The sequence below is a fragment of the Rhizobium anhuiense bv. trifolii genome (assembly GCF_024346605.1).
Taxonomy (GTDB): Bacteria; Pseudomonadota; Alphaproteobacteria; order Rhizobiales; family Rhizobiaceae; genus Rhizobium; species Rhizobium anhuiense.
In genome coordinates this window covers 821,225-843,755 of record NZ_CP098803.1, presented here as the reverse complement: position 1 = coordinate 843,755, position 22,531 = coordinate 821,225, and the positions used below count along the sequence as shown (strand labels likewise).

The 22,531-nt window shown below is 61.6% G+C and carries 20 protein-coding genes, 2 tRNA genes and 1 riboswitch; of the genes, 9 read left to right on the top strand and 13 right to left on the bottom strand.

The window, feature by feature from the left end; translation table 11 throughout:
* Nucleotides 1-37: 37 nt before the first annotated feature.
* Both NE851_RS12740 and NE851_RS12735 read left to right on the top strand, forming a co-directional pair.
* On the top strand, nt 38-625 hold the full coding sequence (locus NE851_RS12740; protein WP_254960805.1) for a TetR/AcrR family transcriptional regulator: 588 nt from the start codon (nt 38-40) through the stop codon (nt 623-625).
* Between the two features lie 165 nt (nt 626-790).
* Nucleotides 791-1,819 carry a helix-turn-helix domain-containing protein gene (locus NE851_RS12735; protein ID WP_028757371.1) on the top strand — a complete coding sequence of 343 codons (1,029 nt, stop codon included), beginning with the start codon at nt 791-793 and terminating at the stop codon, nt 1,817-1,819.
* A 52-nt stretch (nt 1,820-1,871) separates the two neighbouring features.
* On the opposite strand, the gene NE851_RS12730 is transcribed toward NE851_RS12735, so the two are convergent.
* Nucleotides 1,872-1,945: transfer RNA gene (locus NE851_RS12730), tRNA-Gly, on the bottom strand.
* Nucleotides 1,946-2,004: 59 nt separating this feature from the next.
* Nucleotides 2,005-3,099: a 2'-deoxycytidine 5'-triphosphate deaminase gene (locus NE851_RS12725; protein ID WP_179874680.1), complete on the bottom strand. Its 1,095-nt coding sequence runs from the start codon at nt 3,097-3,099 to the stop codon at nt 2,005-2,007.
* 73 nt (nt 3,100-3,172) lie between these two features.
* A riboswitch (SAM riboswitch) is annotated at nt 3,173-3,251 on the top strand.
* Between the two features lie 42 nt (nt 3,252-3,293).
* On the opposite strand from NE851_RS12725, the gene NE851_RS12720 reads away from it, so the two are divergent.
* Together NE851_RS12720 and apaG are read left to right on the top strand one after the other, a co-directional pair.
* The gene (locus NE851_RS12720) at nt 3,294-4,478 is read left to right on the top strand and encodes an O-succinylhomoserine sulfhydrylase (RefSeq protein WP_097544949.1); all 1,185 of its coding nucleotides are present in this window, start codon (nt 3,294-3,296) and stop codon (nt 4,476-4,478) included.
* 240 nt (nt 4,479-4,718) lie between these two features.
* Nucleotides 4,719-5,111: a Co2+/Mg2+ efflux facilitator ApaG/CorD gene (gene apaG, locus NE851_RS12715; RefSeq protein ID WP_028756223.1), complete on the top strand. Its 393-nt coding sequence runs from the start codon at nt 4,719-4,721 to the stop codon at nt 5,109-5,111.
* A gap of 155 nt (nt 5,112-5,266) precedes the next feature.
* On the opposite strand, the gene NE851_RS12710 is transcribed toward apaG, so the two are convergent.
* The 3 genes from NE851_RS12710 to NE851_RS12700 all read right to left on the bottom strand — a co-directional run bounded on the left by NE851_RS12710 (nt 5,267) and on the right by NE851_RS12700 (nt 8,503).
* Nucleotides 5,267-6,259, bottom strand: a complete 993-nt coding sequence (locus NE851_RS12710; RefSeq protein WP_028756984.1) for an Hsp33 family molecular chaperone — start codon at nt 6,257-6,259, stop codon at nt 5,267-5,269.
* An 89-nt stretch (nt 6,260-6,348) separates the two neighbouring features.
* The gene (argF, locus tag NE851_RS12705) at nt 6,349-7,263 is read right to left on the bottom strand and encodes an ornithine carbamoyltransferase (RefSeq protein WP_028756221.1); all 915 of its coding nucleotides are present in this window, start codon (nt 7,261-7,263) and stop codon (nt 6,349-6,351) included.
* 40 nt (nt 7,264-7,303) lie between these two features.
* Nucleotides 7,304-8,503, bottom strand: coding sequence for an aspartate aminotransferase family protein (locus NE851_RS12700; RefSeq protein ID WP_048338255.1), 1,200 nt, complete (start codon nt 8,501-8,503; stop codon nt 7,304-7,306).
* A gap of 423 nt (nt 8,504-8,926) precedes the next feature.
* Here NE851_RS12700 and NE851_RS12695 point away from each other — a divergent pair, with 423 nt between their 5' ends.
* Complete coding sequence (locus NE851_RS12695; protein WP_028756986.1) at nt 8,927-9,460, top strand: GcrA family cell cycle regulator; 534 nt, start codon at nt 8,927-8,929, stop codon at nt 9,458-9,460.
* A gap of 260 nt (nt 9,461-9,720) precedes the next feature.
* On the opposite strand, the gene phoB is transcribed toward NE851_RS12695, so the two are convergent.
* The 7 genes from phoB to phoR all read right to left on the bottom strand — a co-directional run bounded on the left by phoB (nt 9,721) and on the right by phoR (nt 17,720).
* On the bottom strand, nt 9,721-10,404 hold the full coding sequence (gene phoB / locus NE851_RS12690; RefSeq protein ID WP_003545181.1) for a phosphate regulon transcriptional regulator PhoB: 684 nt from the start codon (nt 10,402-10,404) through the stop codon (nt 9,721-9,723).
* Between the two features lie 147 nt (nt 10,405-10,551).
* Nucleotides 10,552-11,265 carry a phosphate signaling complex protein PhoU gene (gene phoU / locus NE851_RS12685; protein ID WP_028756987.1) on the bottom strand — a complete coding sequence of 238 codons (714 nt, stop codon included), beginning with the start codon at nt 11,263-11,265 and terminating at the stop codon, nt 10,552-10,554.
* A gap of 44 nt (nt 11,266-11,309) precedes the next feature.
* The gene (pstB, locus tag NE851_RS12680; RefSeq protein WP_003556197.1) at nt 11,310-12,125 is read right to left on the bottom strand and encodes a phosphate ABC transporter ATP-binding protein PstB; all 816 of its coding nucleotides are present in this window, start codon (nt 12,123-12,125) and stop codon (nt 11,310-11,312) included.
* A 15-nt stretch (nt 12,126-12,140) separates the two neighbouring features.
* Nucleotides 12,141-13,460, bottom strand: a complete 1,320-nt coding sequence (pstA, locus tag NE851_RS12675; protein WP_028756988.1) for a phosphate ABC transporter permease PstA — start codon at nt 13,458-13,460, stop codon at nt 12,141-12,143.
* Nucleotides 13,457-14,938 (bottom strand): phosphate ABC transporter permease subunit PstC, encoded by a 1,482-nt coding sequence (gene pstC, locus NE851_RS12670; RefSeq protein WP_097544946.1) that lies wholly within the window; start codon nt 14,936-14,938, stop codon nt 13,457-13,459. The genes pstA and pstC overlap by 4 nt, the downstream gene beginning before the upstream one ends.
* 162 nt (nt 14,939-15,100) lie before the next feature.
* Complete coding sequence (locus tag NE851_RS12665; protein WP_097544945.1) at nt 15,101-16,135, bottom strand: substrate-binding domain-containing protein; 1,035 nt, start codon at nt 16,133-16,135, stop codon at nt 15,101-15,103.
* A gap of 361 nt (nt 16,136-16,496) precedes the next feature.
* Nucleotides 16,497-17,720 carry a phosphate regulon sensor histidine kinase PhoR gene (phoR, locus tag NE851_RS12660; protein ID WP_254960765.1) on the bottom strand — a complete coding sequence of 408 codons (1,224 nt, stop codon included), beginning with the start codon at nt 17,718-17,720 and terminating at the stop codon, nt 16,497-16,499.
* Nucleotides 17,721-17,962: 242 nt separating this feature from the next.
* Here phoR and ppk2 point away from each other — a divergent pair, with 242 nt between their 5' ends.
* On the top strand, nt 17,963-18,844 hold the full coding sequence (gene ppk2 / locus NE851_RS12655) for a polyphosphate kinase 2 (RefSeq protein WP_028756992.1): 882 nt from the start codon (nt 17,963-17,965) through the stop codon (nt 18,842-18,844).
* A 19-nt stretch (nt 18,845-18,863) separates the two neighbouring features.
* Here ppk2 and NE851_RS12650 read toward each other — a convergent pair whose 3' ends face one another.
* Nucleotides 18,864-20,051 carry a regulator gene (locus NE851_RS12650; RefSeq protein ID WP_183906135.1) on the bottom strand — a complete coding sequence of 396 codons (1,188 nt, stop codon included), beginning with the start codon at nt 20,049-20,051 and terminating at the stop codon, nt 18,864-18,866.
* Between the two features lie 287 nt (nt 20,052-20,338).
* Between NE851_RS12650 and NE851_RS12645 the strand changes: the two genes are divergently transcribed.
* The 3 genes from NE851_RS12645 to NE851_RS12635 all read left to right on the top strand — a co-directional run bounded on the left by NE851_RS12645 (nt 20,339) and on the right by NE851_RS12635 (nt 22,145).
* Nucleotides 20,339-21,298 carry an NAD(P)H-dependent flavin oxidoreductase gene (locus NE851_RS12645; protein ID WP_028757465.1) on the top strand — a complete coding sequence of 320 codons (960 nt, stop codon included), beginning with the start codon at nt 20,339-20,341 and terminating at the stop codon, nt 21,296-21,298.
* A gap of 121 nt (nt 21,299-21,419) precedes the next feature.
* Nucleotides 21,420-21,495, top strand: a tRNA-Thr gene (locus NE851_RS12640).
* Between the two features lie 176 nt (nt 21,496-21,671).
* A complete protein-coding gene (locus NE851_RS12635) occupies nt 21,672-22,145 on the top strand; it encodes a hypothetical protein (protein ID WP_028757466.1) in 474 nt (157 codons plus the stop codon).
* Nucleotides 22,146-22,531 lie beyond the last annotated feature (386 nt).

The following is a 22,531-nucleotide window of genomic DNA, read 5'->3' as shown; positions in this document are numbered from 1 at the left end:
GATATAGATGTCAAATGAAATCTAACTGGAGATCGCTATGAGAGTCAGTCGCGCTCAGGCCGAGGCCAATCGTGAAACGGTGATCAATGTCGCAAGCCGGCTCTTCCGGGAGCATGGCTTCGACGGCATCGGGCTGAAGGATTTGATGAAAGGCGCCGGTCTCACCCAAGGCGGGTTCTACAAGCAGTTCGAATCGAAGGATGATCTTGTGGCACTGGCATCCGGGCGAGCGATGGAGAACGCCATCCGCAGATGGTCTAGGGTTGCCGCCGGAAGCGCCGATCCCTTCGACGCGGTTGTCGGCATGTATCTCTCGGCCGGGCACCGGGAAGAGAAAGGCGATGGTTGCCCCCTCGCCGCACTTGGGGCCGACGCGGCGCGTCAGAGCGAGGAGGTGCGGGCTCCATTCCAGCACGGCATAGAGGCTCACCTCCAGATTCTCGACGAATTGATCCCGGCATCGGACGGCACGGAACCTTGTGACAGGGCCATGGTCATCCTCTCCCTCATGGTAGGCGCGGTGACGATCTCCCGCATCATGACTGACCGGGGCATGTCGGAGCGCCTCCTCGAAGCCGCGTCCGATGCGGTCAAGCACATTGCGAGCGGCACAGACGAAGAATGAGATCTCGGCTCCGTCGGTGGGATGTCTCTTCCACCTCGCAGATCGCCGCATCCTCGAGTTGACCATTAGCCTCACCCTCGCTCGGGCGTATGGAACGATTCACCGCCGGAGAACGCGTGCGTCGCATCGTCATCACACTGCCACCCGCGAATTCAGCAGGCTCGCATGATTCATAATTCCGCATTGACCTCACGATGGACCGGCGCAGACTTCGACGGAATGTTAGAAACATTCCTCGGATCTGCTCCCTTTGACGCATCGCCGGTTCATACGCTTCTAGGCTTTAATTGGTCCGCTGATGCACGTTCTCACGGTGCGATGACGGTTGTCGATCTCGCATGCAATGGAGAGTGGAACCTTTGGGCTACCTCGGACACACCGGAATGGCTTACCATCCATGTGCCGCGAGACGGCATTTCCGGCATGACGCGACGGCAAACCACGACAACAGCGTCACCGGGCCAGATGCTACTTGGGCAAAGCCGCGAGGCGGATCGCTTCCTCGTGCGGGGAACGCTCCATCGATCGCAGAAACTCTTTTTACATTGGGGCCAGATCTGCCAAGCGTTCGGGGAGCTGTTTGAAGCCCCTCTTGTCGGATCGTTAGACCTGTCCCCCCTCGTTGATGGATCAAGCGCCTCCGCACATCTCATCAAGAATCTCGTCGAGACTATAATGGATGGTATGCTTGGAGACGCCATCTTGCTTCATTCGCCGATAGCAATGGTCAATCTCAATCAAGCACTCACTCATTTGCTCATTCGATTGATACCCCATCGTTACTCTCAGCGACTGGAACGGAGTCCGTTTATGCCCGCTCCACGGCACGTTCGTCGGGCTATAGATTTCATGCAGGCGAATATCGCTAAGCCGATCACCATCTCGATGATCGCTCAATCTGCCAACGTCTCAGTTCGCACCTTGGAAAACGGCTTCCGGACCTTCAAGGAAGCTACACCAGCAAGTTACTTGAGAACTCTACGACTACGCGCCGCTCGATTGGACCTTCTGGATCGGTCGAACCAACAGAGCATCCGGGATATCTGCCTGAAGTGGGGATTCTTGCACGCCGGCCGTTTTTCTGCGCTGTACGGGTCCGTTTACGGGGAAAGTCCTCGGGAAACCCTCAGGCGGAAATCTGAGGTCGTCTCATCTCGCTCCGCAGCAGCCGATATAAGGCGAGGCAGGCTCTAAGCCGACTTCTGGGTCTTCGCATTTCTATCGATGACGGTGAGATGGATGTAGCTGGAGCGGGTGAAGGGAATCGAACCCTCGTATTCAGCTTGGGAAGCTGCTGCTCTACCATTGAGCTACACCCGCGATGAGCTGAGATTTCCAACAGATGGGGGCGGCTGTCAAGTCGCGCCTGGTGTAACGCCTCAGATGCGGAAGTGTTTCGAGAGTTTGAGGCCCTGGGCCTGGTAGTTGGAGCCGAGGCCGGAGCCGTAGAGGCTGGCCGGCTTTTCCTGCATGTGCTCGTAGACGAGGCGGCCGACGATCTGGCCGTCTTCGAGGATGAAGGGCACCTCGTGGCTGCGCACTTCGAGCACGGCGCGGCTGCCGCGCCCGCCGGCAGGGGCATGGCCGAAGCCCGGATCGAAGAAACCGGCATAATGGACGCGGAATTCGCCGACCAGCGGATCGAAGGGGGTCATCTCGGCGGCATAATCCGGCGGCACATGCACCGCCTCGCGCGAGACGAGGATATAGAACTCGTCCGGATCGAGGATCAGTTCGTTGCGGCCGCGGCTATAGAGCGGTTCCCAGAAATCATAGATGTCGTGCTGGGCTTTCTTGTCGACATCGACGACGGCGGTGTGATGTTTGCCGCGATAGCCGATCAGGCCGTCCTTGTCGCCGGCCAGATCGATCGACAGCGCGATGCCGCCGCCTGATACGTTCGGCTGCTTGCTGGCGACCAGCGTCTCGCTTTCATGCAGCTTCAAGAGTTCCGGCTCGCCGAGCAGGGAATGGCCAACGCGGAAGCGGATCTGCGACAGGCGCGAGCCGCGGCGCACCACGATCGGGAAGGTGCGCGGGCTGATTTCGAGATAGAGCGGGCCGGAATAACCGGCCGGGATCTTGTCGAACTCCTGGGCATAATCGGTGATGACGCGGGTGAAGATATCGAGCCTGCCGGTCGAGCTCTTCGGGTTGGCCGAGGCCGACATGCCGGCCGGCAGCGCCAGGCTCTCCATCAGCGGCACGATGTAGACGCAGCCGGTCTCGAGCACCGCGCCCTCGGAGAGGTCGATCACATGCAGGCTCAGCCGGTCGAGCTTGTCCGACACCAGATGCGAGGGGCCGGGCATGAAGCTGGCGCGCACGCGAAAGGCCTTGGCGCCCAAGCGCAGGTCGAGACTTGCCGGCTGGATCTGGTCACGGTCCAGCTCCCGTTCGGAGATCAGACGCTCCGTTTCGAACAGCGCGGAGATCGCGCGATCCGCCAGAATTCCCGTTTCACGAGCCATCATGCCTCATCCATCATTTGCCGCCGACAAAACCAAACTCGGGGAATTGACGCAAGCAGCTAACAGCAGTATTGCAGAATTATCCCGTGGTGATTTGGCCGGTCGGCTTGCAGCCACGTTAAACAAGTGGCTAAAAAGACCGGGTTGAAACCGGTCTGCTTTTGCGACCGGTTTTTTTGTTATGTGAAGGTGATGGCATGAGCAAGTCCTGGCGCCCCGCAACCCAACTCGTTCACGGCGGCACGCTGCGTTCGCAATATGGCGAAACGTCCGAGGCAATCTATCTCACGCAGGGTTTCGTCTATGAGACCTCGGAAGCGGCCGAAGCCCGCTTCAAGGGCGAGACGGAGGGCTTCATCTACGCCCGCTACGGCAGCCCCACCAACGACATGTTCGAAAAGCGCATGTGCATGCTCGAAGGCGCGGAGGATGCCCGCGCCACCGCTTCCGGCATGGCGGCCGTCACCGCGGCGATCCTCTGCCAGCTGAAGGCCGGCGATCATATCGTCGCCGCGCGCGCCCTGTTCGGCTCCTGCCGGTGGGTGGTCGAGACGCTGGCGCCGAAATACGGCATCGACTGCACGCTGATCGACGGCCGGGATCTGGCCAACTGGGAAAAGGCGATCACTGCGAAGACCAAGGTGTTCTTCCTGGAAAGCCCGACCAACCCGACGCTCGAAGTGATCGATATCGCAGGCGTGGCCAAGCTCGCCAACCAGATCGGCGCCAAGGTCGTCGTCGACAATGTCTTCGCCACGCCGCTCTTCCAGAAGCCGCTGGAGCTCGGCGCCCATATCGTCGTCTATTCCGCCACCAAGCATATTGACGGCCAGGGCCGCTGCCTCGGCGGCGTCGTACTTGCCGACAAGGAATGGATCGACGAGAACCTGCACGATTATTTCCGCCATACCGGCCCGGCCATGTCGCCGTTCAACGCCTGGACTTTGCTGAAGGGCATCGAAACGCTGCCGCTGCGCGTGCGCCAGCAGACGCAGAATGCCGCAAAGATCGCCGATTTCCTCGCCGAGCAGGGCAAGGTCGCCAAGGTGATCTATCCCGGCCGCAAGGACCATCCGCAGGCCGATATCATCGCCAAGCAGATGACCGGCGGCTCGACGCTGGTCGCCTTCGAGCTCAAGGGCGGCAAGGAAGCGGCCTTTGCCCTGCAGAACGCGTTGGATATCGTCAAGATCTCCAACAATCTCGGCGACAGCAAGAGCCTGATCACCCATCCGGCAACGACGACGCACAAGAACCTGACGGAGGAGGCGCGCGCCGAACTCGGCATTTCTCCGGGCACGGTGCGCCTTTCGGCCGGCATCGAGGATACCGACGATCTGATCGAGGATTTCGCGCGGGCGCTTGCCAAGGTTTCGGCCTGATCGACGACAATGGCAGCCGGATCTCACTCGGGGTTCGGCTCGCCTGATCTCACTGGGGTTCGGCCGGGGGAACAACTACGGTCGTGCCGGCGTTCCGATCTGGAATTAACACTGACAATTAGGCTTAACGATCGAAAACCCTTCGATCATGACTGTATCAGTGACGATCAACGTTCCGTTTCTTGACGGACAGGGCCTCTTATAAGATACGGGTAACATATCTTGACTAAGGTGCAAGGCATGTATCGCGCCCTCACAAGAGAGATCGAAGTTGTGGTCGAACCATTCTATCTGGAGGAGCAATCCGATCCGGAAGACGACCGCTATGTCTGGGGTTACCGGATTGTCATCAGCAACAATTCCGGCATAGCCGTTCGCCTGGTCAACCGTTACTGGAATATCACCGACCAGAACGGACTGGTGGACGAGGTGACGGGCCCGGGCGTCGTCGGCGAACAGCCACGGCTCAGCCCCGGCGACACCTACGAATATTCCTCCGGCTGCCCGCTCGACACCCCCTCAGGGCTGATGTTCGGCCATTACCAGATGGAAACGGACGAAGGCGAGATGTTCGATGTCGAGATCCCCGCCTTCTCGCTGGATTCACCGGGACTGCTGCGGGTGCTTAACTGACGTGTAACGATGTCCCGCCCTTGGGAGATTGCCGAGGCCTGCCCCTCATCCGCCTGCCGGCACCAACCGGGGTCGAGACGAGTGGTTCGACCCCGGTAAGGTTAGGGTGAGGGGCAGCTATCCGCGCAAGCGGGACAGCCTTGGCAAACACTCTACTATTCAGCTGGCTGAAGCTCGGCCGGCTCGAAGCGGTAGGTGGTCGAGCAGAATTCGCAGGTCACGGCGATCTCGCCGTTTTCCTGGCTGGCTTCGATCTCCTCGGCCGAAAAGCCCTTCAGCACGCCCTTGATCTTCTCCCGCGAGCAGCTGCAGCGGTCGAAGACGGCGCGCGGTTCGTAGACGCGCACGCCGCGCTCATGGAACAGGCGGAACAGCAGCCGTTCGGTCCCGACCAGCGGATCCGTCAGTTCATCCGCATCGATGGTCTCGACCAGCGAACGGGCTTCGACCCAGGCATCGTCCTCGCCGTGCGGGCGGTTGCCGGTGTCGCCGTCGCCGCCGTGGAGATCCGGCTGGCGCATGCGCTCCGGCGCCTCCGGCAGGAACTGGGCGACAAGGCCGCCTGCCCGCCAGCGGTGGCGCGGCTTGCCCGCCTCGTCACGATCGAAGAGTTCGGCCGCGGCCAGGCGCACGCGCGTCGGGATCTGCTCCGACTGGCGGAAATAGACGCCGGCGATCTCCTCCAGCGAGGTGCCGTCGAGCGCGACGATGCCCTGATAGGGCTGGCCGAACTTGCCCTGGTCGATGGTGAAGGCGAGCACGCCCTTGCCGAGCAATTGCTCCGGCTCGGTTTCACCTGCTTCAATCGCCTTGTTGAGCAGCGCCTGATCGAAACGGGCATAGGCGCGGACATTTTCCGGCGTCGAGAAATCGGCGACGAGAAGATCGACCGGGCCATCGCCCTTGGTCTGCACCGTGAACTTGCCGTCGAATTTCAGCGAGGTGCCGAGCAGCACCGTCAGCACGACGACTTCGGCAAGCAGCCGGGCGACGGGAGCGGGGTAATGATGGCGCTCGAGGATCGCATCGAGCATCGGGCCGAGCTGGACGGCACGGCCGCGCACATCCAGACCCTCCACCTGAAAAGGGACGACATGATCATCGCCGGCGAAATCAAACTGGCCGAGGGCGGCTGCAGCTTCTGCCATGGCTTTCACTCCTAGTTTTCAAGCGACAGCCCAGCGTGGCCTTCGCTCGCGCGGTCGCGAGTGTGTGACTCGCGACACCAGATTATGGTTCAGATCGCGCCCAGGCACCAAGCAAGAATCGACTTCTGCGCATGAAGGCGGTTTTCCGCCTCATCGAAGACTACGGATTGCGGACCGTCGATCACTTCGTCCGTCACTTCCTCACCGCGATGAGCAGGCAGGCAATGCATGAACAATGCATCATTGCCGGCCTTCGCCATCAAAGCCGCGTTGACCTGATAAGGCTGGAAGACATTGTGACCCCGGGCCCGATGTTCCTGATTCATGGAGACCCAGGTATCGGTCACCACGCAATCGACGCCGGCGACCGCACGGTCGGCATCATGGCAGAGCATGATTTCGGCGCCCTCATTGCGGGCCCAGTTCAGATAGTGATCCTTGGGCTCCGAGCCAAGGGGCACGGCCATGTTCATGCGATAGCCGAAGCGCGCCGCCCCTTCGACCAGCGAATGCAGCACATTGTTGCCGTCGCCGGTCCAGGCGATGGTCTTGCCCTTGATCGGGCCGCGATGCTCTTCGAAGGTCATGATATCGGCCATGATCTGGCAGGGATGGGTGTCATCCGTCAGCGCATTGATCACGGGCACGGTCGCGTGCTCGGCAAGCTCCAGCAGCCTGGAATGCTCGGTGGTGCGGATCATGATCGCATCGACATAACGCGATAGCACCTTGGCCGTGTCGCCGATCGTCTCGGCGCGGCCGAGCTGCATCTCGGTGCCGGACAGGAACAGCGTTTCGCCGCCGAGCTGGCGCATGCCGACATCGAAGGAGACGCGGGTGCGCGTCGACGGCTTCTCGAAGATCATCGCCAGCATCTTGCCGGCGAGCGGCTTGTCGCCCGTGCCGGCCTTGAAGGCCTGCTTGCGGGCGAGCGCATCGTTCATGATGGTTCTGAGATCGGCTGACGTGACCGCCGAAAGATCGAGGAAATGTTTAGGAGCCATAGTCTTCTTACCTGTGCTGCGCCCGCAGGCGGCAATCCCTTCAAGCCGTCTTCTTGACCTTGGAGGCGCGAATGCTCTCGGCAGCGCGCTCGATGCGGGCAAGGCCCTCGCGGGCTTCCTCGGCGGTGACCACGAGGGGCGGAAGAAGACGGATGACATTGTCGCCGGCGGGCACGCCGAGCAGATGGGCGGCGCGGATCGCCTGCAGCAGTTCGGCTGAGGGAATGGCGGCCTTGACGCCGAGCAACAGCCCCTCACCTCTGATATCCTCGATCACATCGGGATAACGGTCCTTCAGCGAGGCGAGGCCCTGGCGGAAGACAAGCGCGACGTCGCGCACCTGCTGGAGGAAGCCATCGGCGAGAATGATGTCGAGCACGGCGCTGCCGACGGCCATGGCGAGCGGATTGCCGCCATAGGTCGAGCCGTGCGTGCCGGCCTTCATGCCGGAGGCAGCCTCTGCTGTGGCAAGGCAGGCGCCGAGCGGGAAACCGCCGCCGATTCCCTTGGCGACCGCCATGATGTCGGGGGTGACGCCCGACCATTCATGGGCGAAGAGCCTGCCGGTGCGCCCGACCCCGGTCTGGACCTCGTCGAGGATCAGCAGCAGGCCATTTTCGTCGCAGATCTGGCGAAGCGCCTTCATGAATTCGGGGGTGGCCGGACGCACGCCGCCCTCGCCCTGCACCGGCTCGATGAGAATTCCGGCGGTGGCATCGGTGATCGCGGCGCGCACCGCTTCGATGTCGCCGAAAGCCACCTGATCGAAACCCGGCGCCTTGGGGCCGAAGCCCTCAAGATATTTCTCCTGGCCGCCGGCGGCGATCGTCGCCAGCGTCCGGCCGTGAAAGGCGCCCTCGAAGGTGATGATATGGAAGCGCTCGGGATGACCCTTGGAATACTGATAACGGCGCGCCGTCTTGATCGCGCATTCGAGCGCCTCGGCGCCCGAATTGGTGAAGAACACCTTGTCGGCGAAGGTGGCGTCGGTCAGCCGTTTGGCCAGACGCTCCTGGCCGGGGATCTCATAGATGTTGGAGAGATGCCAGACCTTGTCGGCCTGCTCCTTCAGCGCGCCGACCACATGCGGATTGCTGTGGCCGACCGAAGTGACGGCGACGCCGGCGCCGAAATCGAGATATCGCTCGCCGCTTTCGGTGATCAGCCACACGCCCTCGCCTCGCTCGAACCGCAACGGGGCACGAGAATAGGTGTCATAAAGCGGCGCGGCTTCAGCCATAGCGCGATCTCCCATCGATGTTATCAAGCTCCGGACTCCGGCTAAGAAAACCAGGCCCGAAAAATCAAAAATGCCGCCTTGCGGCGGCGACTGGCACTATTTCCTTTTCGCGCTGCAATGTCAACAAAACTGCGCCCTTAGCGCATGCAGCAAGCTTGTACAGCAGCATTATCCGTCCTCAACAGGCATTATTGCAGAAATGCCACGCCGGGGCAGCAAGTTGGGGAAAACTTGAAATTCGATTCATCCGGATTCATGCGACTCTTGTCACGGAGTCAGCCTCACACTAGGTTAAAGTTCAATTACTAGACTGCATGCGGCGGAACTAGTCACCAAAATTGATCAAGCGTTTCTTGTTTCGGAGCCTTCCGGGACAACGGTGAGGGATTCTGCCATCACCAACGCAAAAGGTGGAGACAGGGCATGAACTGGACAGACGAGCGGGTCGAGAAACTCAAGAAGCTCTGGGCCGAAGGACTGAGCGCCAGCCAGATCGCGGCACAACTTGGTGGCGTCAGCAGAAACGCGGTCATCGGCAAGGTGCATCGGCTGAGCCTCCCCGGCCGTGCCAAGGCCGGCGGTACCGCCAATGCCGCCCGAACGCCGAAACGCAATACTTCTGCGCCGCGCGCGCCGAACTACGCCTCACGGGTCGCCACTCGCACCGTTACCCGCCAGCAGGGCGCGACGATGCTGAAGGAAGAGATCGAGATCGAAACGATCGAGGAAATGGAATACGTGCCGAGAGGCAACGTGGTCGTTCCGATTTCCCGACGCCTCGGCCTGACGGAACTGACCGAACGCACCTGCAAGTGGCCGGTCGGCGATCCGCTGAAGGACGACTTCCACTTCTGCGGCTGCGAATCCCCCGACAATTCGCCCTATTGCAGCTATCACCAGAAGCTTGCCTACCAGCCGGTCAACGAACGCCGCCGGGCAGCAGCGCGGGCCAGCTGAGCGGGTAACATCGCCGCACATGAGAAACGGGCCGACTGGCCCGTTTTTTTGTGGTTATTGGTTCGCGCGGATGGCTGCCCCTCATCCGCCTGCCGGCACCTTCTCCCCGCTTGCGGGGCGAAGGGGATATGCCGCGACCTCTCCGTTCCCCGCTAACCTGTCGCAGGGCACGTCCCCTCGCCCCGTTTTACGGGGAGAGGGTTAGGGTGAGGGGCAGACGCTAGCTCGAGCGACGTTGTCAGCAATCAGAATGGAGGCCCTCAGGCTTCCATCGAATAACCGGCGCCGCGGACGGTGCGGATGACGTCCTGCATGTTGGAGAAATTCAGCGCCTTGCGCAGGCGGCCGACATGGACGTCGACGGTGCGTTCGTCGACATAGATATCGTGGCCCCAGACACCGTCGAGAAGCTGCGAGCGGGAGAAGACCCGGCCCGGCGACGACATCAGGAATTCCAGCAGGCGGAATTCGGTGGGGCCGAGGCGGACTTCGCGGGTCTTGCGATGGACCCGGTGGGTTTCGCGGTCGAGTTCGATATCGCCGCATTTCAGCACCGTCGACAGCACCTCGGGACGGGCGCGGCGCAGCATCGCCTTGACGCGGGCAACGAGCTCGGGGGTCGAGAAGGGCTTGACGACATAATCGTCGGCCCCCGTCGAAAGCCCGCGGACGCGCTCGCTCTCTTCGCCGCGCGCCGTCAGCATGATGATCGGCAGGCGCTCGGTTTCCGGCCGCATGCGCAGGCGCCGGCAGAGTTCGATGCCGGAGACGCCAGGCAGCATCCAATCGAGGATGAGCAGATCGGGCGTGCGCTCCTGAAGCCGCATTTCGGCTTCGTCGCCACGAAGGATGGTATCGACCTCGAAGCCTTCCGCTTCGAGATTGTAGCGAAGAAGCACGCTCAGGGCTTCCTCGTCTTCAACAACTGCAACTCTCGGGATCATGCGTGTCGGTCTCCTCGCGCATGATCCTTGAACCGGGGATGGTTCAAGCAATGCACCCTGCGCAAATTCAGAATTGGCTGCGACCTCTTTGCGCGCCCCGGATGGGCGCGCACGCAAGCTTCTAGCCCGGCCGTCCGGCCCGGGCGGTTATTCGGTTACCGCGCCGACGGTGTTGGCGCTGTCGTCTTTCGGACGATCGCCTTCCGGCTGCGCACCTGTCGCCATGTAAAAGATCGTCTCGGCGATGTTGGTGGCGTGGTCGCCGATGCGCTCGATGTTCTTGGCGCAGAAGAGAAGATGCGTGCAGCTGGTGATGTTGCGCGGATCTTCCATCATGTAGGTCAGGAGCTCGCGAAACAGCGAGGTGTACATCGCGTCGATCTCGTTGTCGCGTTCGCGGATCGCGTTCGCCTTGTCGGCGGAGCGATTGGTGTAGACATCGAGCACTTCCTTGAGCTGGACGAGCGCCAGTTCGGAGAGATGCTCGAGGCCGCGGGCGAGCTTGCGGGGAACGCCGGTGCTTTGGACGGCGATGACGCGTTTGGCGGTGTTCTTGCCGAGGTCGCCGACGCGTTCGAGATCGGCGGCGATGCGGATCGAGCCCATGATTTCGCGCAGGTCCGCGGCCATCGGCTGACGGCGGGCGATGGTGACGATCGCCTTGTCGCCGATTTCGCGTTCGGCGTGATCGAGGATCACATCGTCGGAGATGACCTTCTGCGCCAGCGCGGTATCGCCGTTGACCAGCGCCCGCACGGCTTCGGCGACCATCTGCTCGGCCAGGCCGCCCATTTCGGAAATCCGCCTGGACAGGAACTTCAGATCATCATCATAGGCAGAATAAATATGTGTCGATGCCATGGGGCTTTATCCTCGAATAACGGAAAGGCTTGGTGACGCCAGGATCAGCCGAAGCGACCCATGATGTAATCCTGGGTGCGCGGATCGTCCGGATTGGTGAACATCTTGTCGGTGTCGTTCTCCTCGACGAGATTGCCGAGGTGGAACATGGCGGTGCGCTGCGAGACGCGCGCGGCCTGCTGCATGGAGTGGGTAACGATGACGATCGTGTAGTTCTCGCGCAGCTCGTGGATCAGTTCCTCGACCTTGGCGGTGGCGATCGGGTCGAGCGCCGAGCAGGGCTCGTCCATCAGGATGACCTCAGGGCTGACGGCGACGGCACGGGCAATGCAGAGGCGCTGCTGCTGACCGCCGGACAGGCCGGTGCCGGATTCATGCACGCGGTCCTTGACCTCGTTCCAGAGGCCGGCGCGCTGCAGGCTGGTCTCGACGATCTGGTCGAGATCGGCCTTCGACTTGGCCAGGCCATGGATGCGCGGGCCGTAGGAGACGTTTTCGTAGATCGTCTTCGGAAACGGGTTCGGCTTCTGGAAGACCATGCCGACGCGGGCGCGAAGTTCGACGACGTCGATATCCGGATCATAGATATCGTCGGTATCGAGCGTGATCTTGCCGGTGACGCGGCATCCGTCGATCGTGTCGTTCATGCGGTTGAGGCTCCGCAGGAAGGTCGACTTGCCGCAGCCGGACGGGCCGATCAGGGCGGTTACGGTGTTTTCGCGGATGTTCAGGTTCACATCGAAAAGCGCGCGCTTTTCGCCGTAGTAAACCGAGACATCCTTTCCGATCATCTTATACGGGACGTTGCTCATCTTGTGATCCAGCGCCTTTTCAACTGCAGCTTCCGTCAACATGTTCATGATGTTTAACTCCGTTTACCAGCGGCGCTCGAAGCGACGACGCAAGAGGATGGCGCCCATGTTCATGACGATCAGGAACAGGAGCAGAACGATGATGGCACCCGAAGTACGCTCGACGAAGGCACGTTCGGCCTCGTTGGCCCACATATAGACCTGTACGGGCAGAGCCGTCGAGGGATCGAGCGGCGTCGTCGGCGCGTTGGCGACGAAGGCGACCATGCCGATCAGGAGCAGCGGCGCGGTTTCGCCGAGCGCATGCGCCAGGCCGATGATCGTGCCGGTGAGGATGCCGGGCATGGCGAGCGGCAGAACGTGGTGGAACACCATCTGCATCTTGGAAGCCCCGAGGCCGAGGGCTGCGGCGCGGATCGACGGCGGCACGGCGCGAAGAGCGGCACGCGTGGCGATGATGATCGTCGGCAGGGTCATCAGCGTCAGCACCAGGCCGCCGACCAGCGACGCCGAGCGCGGCAGGCCGATGAAGTTGATGAAGACGGACAGACCGAGCAGACCGTAGACGATCGAGGGAACCGCGGCGAGGTTGTTGATGTTGACCTCGATCAGGTCCGTCAGCTTGTTCTTCGGCGCAAACTCCTCGAGATAGATCGAGGCGGCGACGCCGATCGGCAGCGACAGCACCAGCACGATCAGCATCAGGTAGAGCGAGCCGATGAGGGCGACGCCAAGGCCTGCGGCCTCCGGACGGCTGGAGTTGCCGTTGACGAAGAGGCCGGTGTTGAACTGCTTGTGAAGAGCGCCGCTCGCCTTCAGCTCGTTCATCCAGCCAACCTGCTTGTCGTTGACCTTGCGGTTCTTCTCATCGACCGAAAGATCGATCTGGCCCTTGTTGGCGCTGTCGACATTGGCGTCGGCAAGCACCGTGACATTGACCGTCTTGCCGATGATCGACGGGTCTGACATGACCATGTCGCGCAGCTGGATCGGGGCGCTCTTCGACAGCATGGCCGAGGCATCGCGCACATCAGGGCGGCTTGCGGCATTGATGTTCAGTTGCTTGACGATCGCGTCGCGCAGGAGAACCGGATAGTTGGCGGCGATCAGCACCGAAGGGTCGGTCGCACGCTTGTTGTTCGGGTCGATCGTCTTCTCCGAGAATTCGATCGGCAGGGTGATCGCCGTCTGCTGGAAGGCGGTGTAGCCCTTGCCGATCACCGTCCACAGCAGGATGAAGAGGAAGACGAGACCGAAGGTGATGGCGGCGATGCCATAGGCCTGGAACCGGCGCTCGGCGGCATAGCGGCGCTTGATGCCGATATCGCGGCGCGGTGGCGCCTTGGAAACGGTGACGCCGGCGGGAGAAACAATATCCGTCATTCGTACTGCTCCCGGTATTTGCGCACGATGTAGAGCGCATAGATGTTGAGGCAAAGCGTGATGCAGAACAGCGTGATGCCAAGGGCAAAGGCAACCAGGGTCTGCGGCGAGGTGAACTCGAGGTCACCGGTCAGCTGGTTGACGATCTTGACGGTCACCGTCGTCATCGGCTCGAAGGGGTTGATCTGGATGCGGGCGGCAACACCGGCGGCCAGCACGACGATCATGGTTTCGCCGATGGCGCGTGAGGCGGTCATCAGCAATGCGCCGACGATGCCGGGAAGGGCTGCGGGCAAGACGACTTTCTTGATGGTTTCGGAGCGGGTGGCGCCGAGACCGAGCGAACCGTCACGCAGGGCTCGCGGCACGGCGGTGATGATGTCGTCCGACAGCGAGGAGACGTAGGGGATCAGCATGATGCCCATGACGATGCCGGCCGTCAGAACGCTCTGCGCCTGGATGAAATTCGAATAGCTGCCGGACAGAAGACCGCTGATCTGGGCGGAGAAATCGCGCAGGAATGGGCCGACGGTGACGAGCGCGAAGAAGCCGTAGACGATCGTCGGAATGCCGGCGAGCACTTCGAGAAGCGGCTTGGCGACCCCGCGCACCTTCGGCGAGGCGTATTCGGCCATGTAGATGGCGGCAAAGAGGCCGACCGGCACGGCGACCAGCATAGCGACCAGGCCGATGTAAACCGTGCCGAGCAGCAGCGGGATCAGGCCGAACTGACCGAAGGACGAGCTGCCGGCGCCGGCAAAGCGCGGATCCCAGACGGTACCGAAGAAGAAGTCGGCGGCGGGAACCACGGCAAAGAAGCGGGCGGCTTCCGACAGCATCGAAAGCACGATGCCGATCGTCGTCAGGATGGCGATCGAGGAGGCCAGCAGCAGGCCCCAGAGCATGACGCGCTCGACCCGGTTGCGGGCGCGGAAGCGCGGGGCGATGGAACGCAGCGCATAGAAGGCGCCTGATACAGCCAGAATGAAGACGATCGCGGTCATGGCGAGGCGGCTCGTCATGCTCTTGGCGTTCAGCGTCTTGGCGGCATCGACCATGTAGGGCTGCGGCTGGCCGGCGAGCGGCACGCCCTTTTCGAGGAGCTTGGCCTGCAGGGCGGCCGGATCGTTGGCGACTGCCGCGGCTTCATCCGAAGTCAGCATCGTCAGGCCGCGGGCGACCGTCGCCACCATCGAATAACCAAGATCCTGCTCGACCGAGGCCTGAGCCTTGACGTCAGCAGGGAAGGCGCTGCGAACCGAGGACTGGATGATGCCGGGGCTGACGGAGAGCCAGACGCAGAGGACGATGAGGGCGGGAAGAACAGCCCAGATCGCGGCATAGGCGCCGTAATAGGCCGGCCGTGAATGCAATGCGGAGGATCTGCCTCCGGCAAGCGCCGTGGCCCGGCTTCGCGCGACCAGATAGGCGGCGGCACCGATCACCACAAGGCACAAAAGTATGATGGATGTGCTCATTCGTTACGTCCCCAAGCCCGTGGCCCCAAAGCCCGGCAGCTTCACAGCCTGCCTTCAGCTTCCAATCATGCGGAATGAATTCAACCCTGCGGCCCGGAAATACCGGCGCGAGGGATAAGGCAATGCCGGCGCGGGTTTGAAGTCACCGCGCCGGCAAAGTGATTACATGGACTTGCCGGCTTCGACGTCCTTGCGGATCGCTTCGCGCTCGGCATCCGGAGCGGCAACCAGGCCGTATTCGACGAGCGGGCCGTCAGGGCCGATCATCTGGTCGGATACGAAGAAGTTGACGTATTCCTTCAGGCCCGGAACGGCGCCGAGATGTGCCTTCTTGACGTAGAAGAACAGCGGGCGGGAAACCGGGTAGGTGCCGTTAGCGATCGTTTCCGTCGAGGGAACGATGCCGTTTACGCTGGCAACCTTGAGCTTGTCGGCGTTGTTTTCATAGAAGGAAAGGCCGAATACGCCGACGCCGGTCTTGTTGGCGGCGATGCGTGCCAGGGTTTCCGGATAGTCACCGTCGATGTCGACAGCAACGCCGTCCTTGCGGACTGCGACGCAGGCCTTGCCCTGGGCAGCCTTATCGGAGATTTCCTTGGCGATGACGTCGATTGCGCCAGAGGCCTTGCAGCCGGCGGCGAGAACGTTCTGTTCGAAGACTTCGCGCGTGCCGTGCTTTTCGCCCGGGATATAGGCAGCGATATCAACAGCGGGAAGCTTCGGGTTGACTTCCGACCACTTCTTATAGGGGTTGGCGACGAGCTTGCCGTCGACGACGACCTGGGCTGCGAGGGCCTTGTAGATGTCGGCAGGAACGTAGGCGACGTCAGGGTTGGAAGCGTCGGTTGCGAAGACGATGCCGTCGTAGCCGATCTTGACTTCCTGGATATCCGTCACGCCGGCAGCCTTGCAGGCTTCGGCTTCGTTCTTGTTGATCGGACGCGAGGCGTTTGCAATGTCGATGGTGTCTTCGCCAACGCCCTTGCAGAATTCCTTCAGGCCAGCGCCCGTGCCGCCGGATTCAACGACCGGCGTCTTGAAGTTGGTGAAGGTTTCGCCGAAGGACTCGGCAACGATCTTTGCGTAAGGCAGGACGGTGGACGAACCAGCAACCTGAATCTGGTCGCGGGCGACGGCAGCGCCAGCGAAAGCAGCAGTTGCAGCGAGCGCGGCAACGGTGAGCTTGAAGGTGTTCATGTAAATCTCCCGGCATTGGGCTTGTGTGAGTGCGGCCTGTAGAGAGGCCCTCGCAGTGCCTTTTTTCATCGGCGAGACTCTCTTAGCGGTTTAAGCACCGTCCTTTTATGTCAAAGCGATGAAACATTTGTGACAGATTAAGCTGCTGTTTTATAAGGGAAAATTTTGAAGACACCGATCAACCGTGTCGGCGAACGGCAAAGTCCGGCGACCAATCCACCTTACGTTGTAGAAATCGGCTTCATATCCTGAAGGGGAGACGGCGGCTTTCCGCACTACATCCTTTCACTAAGGTTGTTCCGTGTGATTTGCCCCTCACCCTAACCCTCTCCCCGTAAACGTGGCGAGGGGACATGCCTTATCAAAACCGCACGGTGAAATCGGTGCCCTTGCCGACTTCGGATTTGACGATCAGCCGTGCGCGGTGGCGGGTGAGGATGTGTTTGACGATGGCCAGGCCGAGGCCGGTGCCCTTCTTCGAGCGGCTATCCTCGATGCTGACGCGATAGAAGCGCTCGGTCAGGCGCGGCACATGCTCGGCCGGAATGCCCGGACCCTTGTCGACGATACTGACCTCGACCGGCTGGCCGGTGCCGTTCTTCAACCAGACGTCGACGATCTCGCCCTCCTGGCCGTATTTGCAGGCGTTTTCCATCAGGTTCTCGAAGACCTGGACAAGCTCGTCGCGGTCTCCCAGCACCTCGACCTTGCCCTCGGGCAGATGCAGGTTGATGTCGACGCCGACATCCCTTGCCAGTGGCGCCAGGGAATCCCTGACATGGCCGAGCAGCGGCACCAGGTCGATCTTCTCGTCCGGCGCGATGTGCGATTTCAGCTCCAGGCGGGAGAGCGACAGCAGGTCGTCGACCAGCCTGCTCATCCGCGTCGCCTGGTCGAGCATGATGTTGAGGAAGCGCGCCTGCGCCTTCAGATCGTTCTTCGCCGGCCCCTGGATGGTCTCGATGAAGCCGCGCAGCGAGGCAAGCGGCGTGCGCAGCTCATGGCTGGCATTGGCGACGAAATCCGAGCGCATGCGGTCGATGCGGCGGACCTCGGAAATATCGCGGAAGGAGAGGATGAAATAGCGCTCATGCGGCCCGTCCCCGGCCGCGAATTCAATGGGCGCGCTGCGGACGATATAGACGCGCTCGGAGGGCAGCCGCTCGGAATGCTCGATCTGGTTCGGCGCGTTGGTGGCGATCGTCTCACGCACCATGTCGAGCACACCGGGCGAGCGCAGGCGGGCCGATATATGGGCTCCGAGCGCCACCTCGCCGAAGGCCTTTTCGGCGGCGCGGTTCTGGAAGAGCACCGAGGCATCGTCCGACAGCAGCATGACGGGGAAATCGAGGCCGGAGAGCGTGGCGGAAACCTCCGGCAGGCGGCTTGGCGGCAGCTCCGGCTTCATCTCCACCGGCGGGGCGGGTTCGGCCCCGATGATGGGCGCCTCGTTGAAAAGCGCGGTGAGGATCATCACCAGCAGAAGGACAAGCACAACCCACTTGTTCATGCCGGCGGCAAGCGCGATCAGCGCGCTGAGGATGGCCGCAAGCAGCACCGGCCGTTCGCGCCTTATGCGCGCCAACAGGCTTTTTCTCCATGGAGTTTCGTCTGGCAAGTGCCCTCGCGGCGTCGATTCGTTTTTCTTTATATTGGAACTCTGCCTGATAGCGGCAATTCATGACAGAAGTTTTCGGGCTGCCGCCCCGAAGCGAAAGGCCGCCACCGAAACCGACGAAAAAGTGCCGGCCATCCGCGAAAGATTTGATTTTCAACGGCAACTATGTTCGCCTGCGGGAAGAGAACAATCAGGCTGAGGAGGAACATATGGACGAGGACGTCGAAAACAGGGCCGTGGAGCTGGAGATCCGCGGAAAGAAACGCATCTTCGATGTCGACGATCCCGTCCTGCCGGACTGGGTGGAGGAAAACGCACTGGAATCCGGCGATTTTCCCTACAAGAAGAAGCTCAAGGAAGAGGACTATCTGGAGCAGTTGGAAAAGCTGCAGATCGAACTGGTCAAGGTGCAGTTCTGGCTGCAGGCGACCGGCAAGCGGGTGATGGCGCTGTTCGAGGGACGCGATGCTGCCGGCAAGGGCGGTGCGATCTCGGCCTCTTCGGCGCATATGAATCCGCGCCTTGCGCGCGTCGTGGCGCTGACCAAGCCCACCGAGCGCGAGCAGGGGCAATGGTATTTCCAGCGTTATGTCGCGCAGTTTCCGACGGCTGGCGAATTCGTGCTGTTCGACCGCTCCTGGTACAACCGGGCCGGCGTCGAGCCAGTCATGGGTTTCTGCACGCCGCAGCAATATGAGGATTTTCTCAAGCAGACGCCGCAGCTCGAAAAGATCATCGCCCATGAGGGCATCTTCTTCTTCAAATTCTATCTCGATATCGGCCGCGAGATGCAGCTCAAGCGCTTCCACGACCGCCGCCATGATCCGCTGAAAGTCTGGAAACTGTCGTCGATGGACATCGCGGCGCTGACCAAATGGGGCGATTACAGCGATAAGCGCAACCGGATGCTGAAGGAAACCCATACGGATTTTGCGCCCTGGACGGTGATCCGCGCCAACGACAAGCGGCGCGCCCGCCTCGAATTGATCCGCCACATGCTGAACGCGATGGATTATGACGGCAAGGATAAAAAGGCGCTCGGCACAGTCGACGAAGAGATCATCGGCTCGGGGTCTGGGTTTCTGAAATAAGGCTTTCGGAAATAGGAGTTCACTGCCCCGGCAGGATGCGGATGGCAAAGAGGTTGATGCCGCGCGCCTTGCCGTCGAGATCGCTGTTGATCGTCAGCGTGCCCGGCGCATTCGGCGCCAGCGAGCGATCGAACTTCACCTGCAGCAGCGCATCCGACTTTTCCCGGGTGACGTTGAAGCGATGGCGGGCGCAATTGCCGAGCGACTGGAAATCGCATTCGACGGTGACCTGGGTCGGTTCGTCGGTGGTCGACTGCAGCGTCAGCGCGATCGTCGAGGATTTGCCGGCAAGCTGCTGCAGCACCGATGGCGGCACGCTGATCGAAATATTGCCGTCGGCCGTGCCGCTCTCGGAAATCAGGCGGATGGCGGGGCCGTCATTCTCGGCGATCTTTTCGGTGCGCGCCCTGGGACCGCTCTTAATCTTGTCGGCGTCCTCAGGCTTGAACAGCGGGATCCAATCGGCCGAAAAGCTGTTCTGCGGATCGATGGTCACCGGCTGATCGGCGGGGGAGGCCGTATTGCCGGCGCTGTCGTCATTGCCGGTGAAATCCTCGGGCTGGGTGCTTGCCGGCGGATTGGCAACGCTGGTGTCGCGCTCGGCTGCGGTCAACAGCAGGCCCGACGTATGCGCCCACCAGGCGCCGATGCCGATAAAGGCCAGCAGCACGCACCAGACGAGCAGCCGCGAAAAGAATTTGCGCGGCTTGCGGCGGCCGGCCGCCCGCTCCGGGCGGAAATCCATGTTGGTGGCGCGCTGGCCGCGGGCAAGGCGCTCCTCGCCGACCGGCGCGGCGGCCAGATGATCGGCGCTGCCGGCATGCACGTCGTCGAGGCTCGCTTCATCGCGACGGCCGAAGCTCACTTCGGGGGCGCGGGTCTCGCCCGACACGGCGGGACTGTCGATATCATCCACCTCGTCGCGGTGGACCGGAGGTGCCGGCATTTCCACGACCGGCGGCACGGGCACCTCAGGCGGCCTCTGGCGGGGATGCAGGCGGTCACGCTCCTCGCTTTCGATGGCGTGAATGGTGCTTTCCAGGCGATGGCGATGATGGGCAACAACCTCGGTGTCGGTGATATCCTGCTTGCGCAGACCGGCTTCGAGCGCCTGGCGGGCCGACTGGTAGATCCTCGCTCGAACCTCCGGATTGTCGCGATCGGAGTTTTCGAGCGCTGTTCTGATGGCCGTTTCTAATCCGCTCACATCCAGTCCTTCACCATGAACTCGGCATCGGACTGCAATCCCCGCCGTTCTCTCTCAAAATTCGGTAGCGTCAAGTGCGGCAAACCGCAAGCCTTGCAGGCCTGGCCGCGGTTGATCGGCGGGGATAATCGGCAGCTTTCAGCACATGCGGACCTTATTCTATCAGCCTTCTCAGACCTATATATTCGGGGTGAAATCGACGAAGGCATGGCAGCCGCTCTTTTATCGCCTTTTCATCTCTGTTATGAGATTGACGTTTTCGTAAACGTCAATGGAAGTGATGAACCATGGCCCTGCCCGCGATCCTGAGGGATAAACTGAGACTGCCGGTCATCGGCTCGCCGCTGTTCATCATCTCGCATCCGGCGCTGACGCTGGCGCAATGCAAGGCGGGCGTCGTCGGCGCCTTTCCGGCGTTGAACGCTCGGCCGGAAAGCCAGCTCGACGAATGGCTGGCCGAGATCACCGAGGAGCTTGCCCGCCACGACGCCGCCCATCCCGAGCGGCCGGCCGCCCCCTTTGCCGTCAACCAGATCGTCCACATGTCGAACAAGCGGCTGGAGCATGACCTCTCGCTCTGCGTCAAATACAAGGTGCCGATCGTCATCTCCTCGCTCGGCGCCGTGCCCGAGGTCAACGCCGCCGTCCATTCCTATGGCGGCATCGTGCTGCATGACATCATCAACAACCGCCACGCCCATTCGGCAATCCGCAAGGGGGCGGACGGCTTGATCGCGGTTGCGGCCGGCGCCGGCGGCCATGCCGGCACGCTGTCGCCCTTTGCGCTGATCCAGGAAATCCGCGAATGGTTCGACGGGCCGCTGCTGCTCGCCGGCGCGATTTCCACCGGCGGCGCGATCCTCGCCGCAGAAGCGATGGGCGCCGACATGGCCTATATCGGCTCGCCCTTCATCGCCACGCAAGAGGCGCGCGCCGCCGACGCCTACAAACAGGCGATCGTCGAAGGCGCCGCTGGCGACATCGTCTATTCCAACTATTTCACCGGCATACACGGCAACTACCTCAAGCCCTCGATCGTGGCGGCCGGCATGGACCCCGACAACCTGCCGCTGGCCGATCCCTCGAAGATGGATTTCGAGCAGGCGACCGGCGGCGCCAAGGCCTGGAAGGACATCTGGGGCAGCGGCCAGGGCATCAGCGCCATCAAGGCCGTCGAGCCGGTGGCAAACCTCGTCGACCGGCTGGAGGCCGAATACAAGGCGGCGCGCGCCCGGCTGGCGCTCTGAGCCGCGCCTTCTCGGCCCTCCCCTCTTTTTTGCCAAAGCCATGACAGGGCGCTTGAAATCTTCGAACAATGGCTGTATCAGCGCCATGCAAATCGCGGGCCGCATGCTTCGGCCGTGAAATGCCGCTTTAGCTCAGGTGGTAGAGCACATCATTCGTAATGATGGGGTCGCAGGTTCGAGTCCTGCAAGCGGCACCATTTCTTTATAAGCCTCTCTTAAAATCCTGCGTTTGCCTTGAGCTGCATTTGGCCGCTCTGCAGGCAAAATTTCAGCAATTAGAGCCTCTTCACTCATGGCGGCTGGGCTGCCCTTCATCTACATATGCGCGACCGATATCGATCGTACGAGGGCAGGTTAGCGATTAGGAGGACCTATGAGAACTTCGCTTTTAAGTATCGCGCTTTTCACATTTAGCTTGTCCGCTGCGCAGGCAGCAGACTTCCCTCTCGCCTCATGTGCCGGATGGAACGGAACGCTGGTCAGTAAGACCGGTACCGATTCAAGCACTGCAGTTATGGAAGGAAAGGTCACTCGGGCCGACTTCCAGGAATATTGCAAGCGAGACCCAGGGCATGAGACAACAGCTCATGGCGGCAAACTGACTGTAAAGCAGTGCGTGGCGGAGTACACAAAAACGAATGGAAAAGACACTTTCCGTTCCACCGCCAATTGCAGCGAAGGCACCCTATCGTTCGAACCTTCTGCGGGAGAACCGCTGCGCGTCACTTTCCCATTGCGAGAGAATTCAGACGTATCGTGTGCTTCTGGTATGCCGCCGCTGATCGAGCAGTTCAGGCTTCTCTGCCCTCAGGCGGCGCGGGAGTTTCATTTGATGGATGACGAATGAGAGGATGGCTGTTTCAACCGCCAACAGACTGGTCAGCTATCGGGCGGGCGCCAAAATCCGGACAGCCGACGCCGGGTTGCACCGCCGGTTCCGCGGAGAGCGGGACGACCGGCGAGGCCTGCCCGCAATGAAGATCGGGCCGATTGCCGCCTGACTGCCTGATGGAATGAAGGGCTCCGGGCGAGGTGGCACTCCGATCGAAGTGGCACCGGGGGCTTCGCTTCGGCCGCTCCCACCTCGGACGAAAACAACAGCTGCCGCGGGAACGGCTTTACGACTCGCGACTGCGGACGTAAAACTACCCGTCACTCCGCACTTGGCACATCGCCCCACACCCAGCCAGCCCGCCGACATTTCCGGCCATGCGGAGCACCCGAAGAGGATCG

Excerpts from the sequence above, each read along its gene's own strand:
- phoU (WP_028756987.1), bottom strand. The coding sequence starts at position 11,265 with ATGGCATCGACACATATTTATTCTGCCTATGATGATGATCTGAAGTTC.
- NE851_RS12735 (WP_028757371.1), top strand. The coding sequence starts at position 791 with ATGATTCATAATTCCGCATTGACCTCACGATGGACCGGCGCAGACTTC.
- pstB (WP_003556197.1), bottom strand. The coding sequence starts at position 12,125 with ATGAACATGTTGACGGAAGCTGCAGTTGAAAAGGCGCTGGATCACAAG.
- NE851_RS12635 (WP_028757466.1), top strand. The coding sequence starts at position 21,672 with ATGAGAACTTCGCTTTTAAGTATCGCGCTTTTCACATTTAGCTTGTCC.
- argF (WP_028756221.1), bottom strand. The coding sequence starts at position 7,263 with ATGGCTCCTAAACATTTCCTCGATCTTTCGGCGGTCACGTCAGCCGAT.
- pstC (WP_097544946.1), bottom strand. The coding sequence starts at position 14,938 with ATGAGCACATCCATCATACTTTTGTGCCTTGTGGTGATCGGTGCCGCC.
- apaG (WP_028756223.1), top strand. The coding sequence starts at position 4,719 with ATGTATCGCGCCCTCACAAGAGAGATCGAAGTTGTGGTCGAACCATTC.
- pstA (WP_028756988.1), bottom strand. The coding sequence starts at position 13,460 with ATGACGGATATTGTTTCTCCCGCCGGCGTCACCGTTTCCAAGGCGCCA.
- NE851_RS12725 (WP_179874680.1), bottom strand. The coding sequence starts at position 3,099 with ATGATGGCTCGTGAAACGGGAATTCTGGCGGATCGCGCGATCTCCGCG.
- NE851_RS12700 (WP_048338255.1), bottom strand. The coding sequence starts at position 8,503 with ATGGCTGAAGCCGCGCCGCTTTATGACACCTATTCTCGTGCCCCGTTG.
- NE851_RS12645 (WP_028757465.1), top strand. The coding sequence starts at position 20,339 with ATGGCCCTGCCCGCGATCCTGAGGGATAAACTGAGACTGCCGGTCATC.
- NE851_RS12665 (WP_097544945.1), bottom strand. The coding sequence starts at position 16,135 with ATGAACACCTTCAAGCTCACCGTTGCCGCGCTCGCTGCAACTGCTGCT.
- NE851_RS12710 (WP_028756984.1), bottom strand. The coding sequence starts at position 6,259 with ATGGCAGAAGCTGCAGCCGCCCTCGGCCAGTTTGATTTCGCCGGCGAT.
- NE851_RS12740 (WP_254960805.1), top strand. The coding sequence starts at position 38 with ATGAGAGTCAGTCGCGCTCAGGCCGAGGCCAATCGTGAAACGGTGATC.
- NE851_RS12695 (WP_028756986.1), top strand. The coding sequence starts at position 8,927 with ATGAACTGGACAGACGAGCGGGTCGAGAAACTCAAGAAGCTCTGGGCC.
- ppk2 (WP_028756992.1), top strand. The coding sequence starts at position 17,963 with ATGGACGAGGACGTCGAAAACAGGGCCGTGGAGCTGGAGATCCGCGGA.
- phoB (WP_003545181.1), bottom strand. The coding sequence starts at position 10,404 with ATGATCCCGAGAGTTGCAGTTGTTGAAGACGAGGAAGCCCTGAGCGTG.
- NE851_RS12720 (WP_097544949.1), top strand. The coding sequence starts at position 3,294 with ATGAGCAAGTCCTGGCGCCCCGCAACCCAACTCGTTCACGGCGGCACG.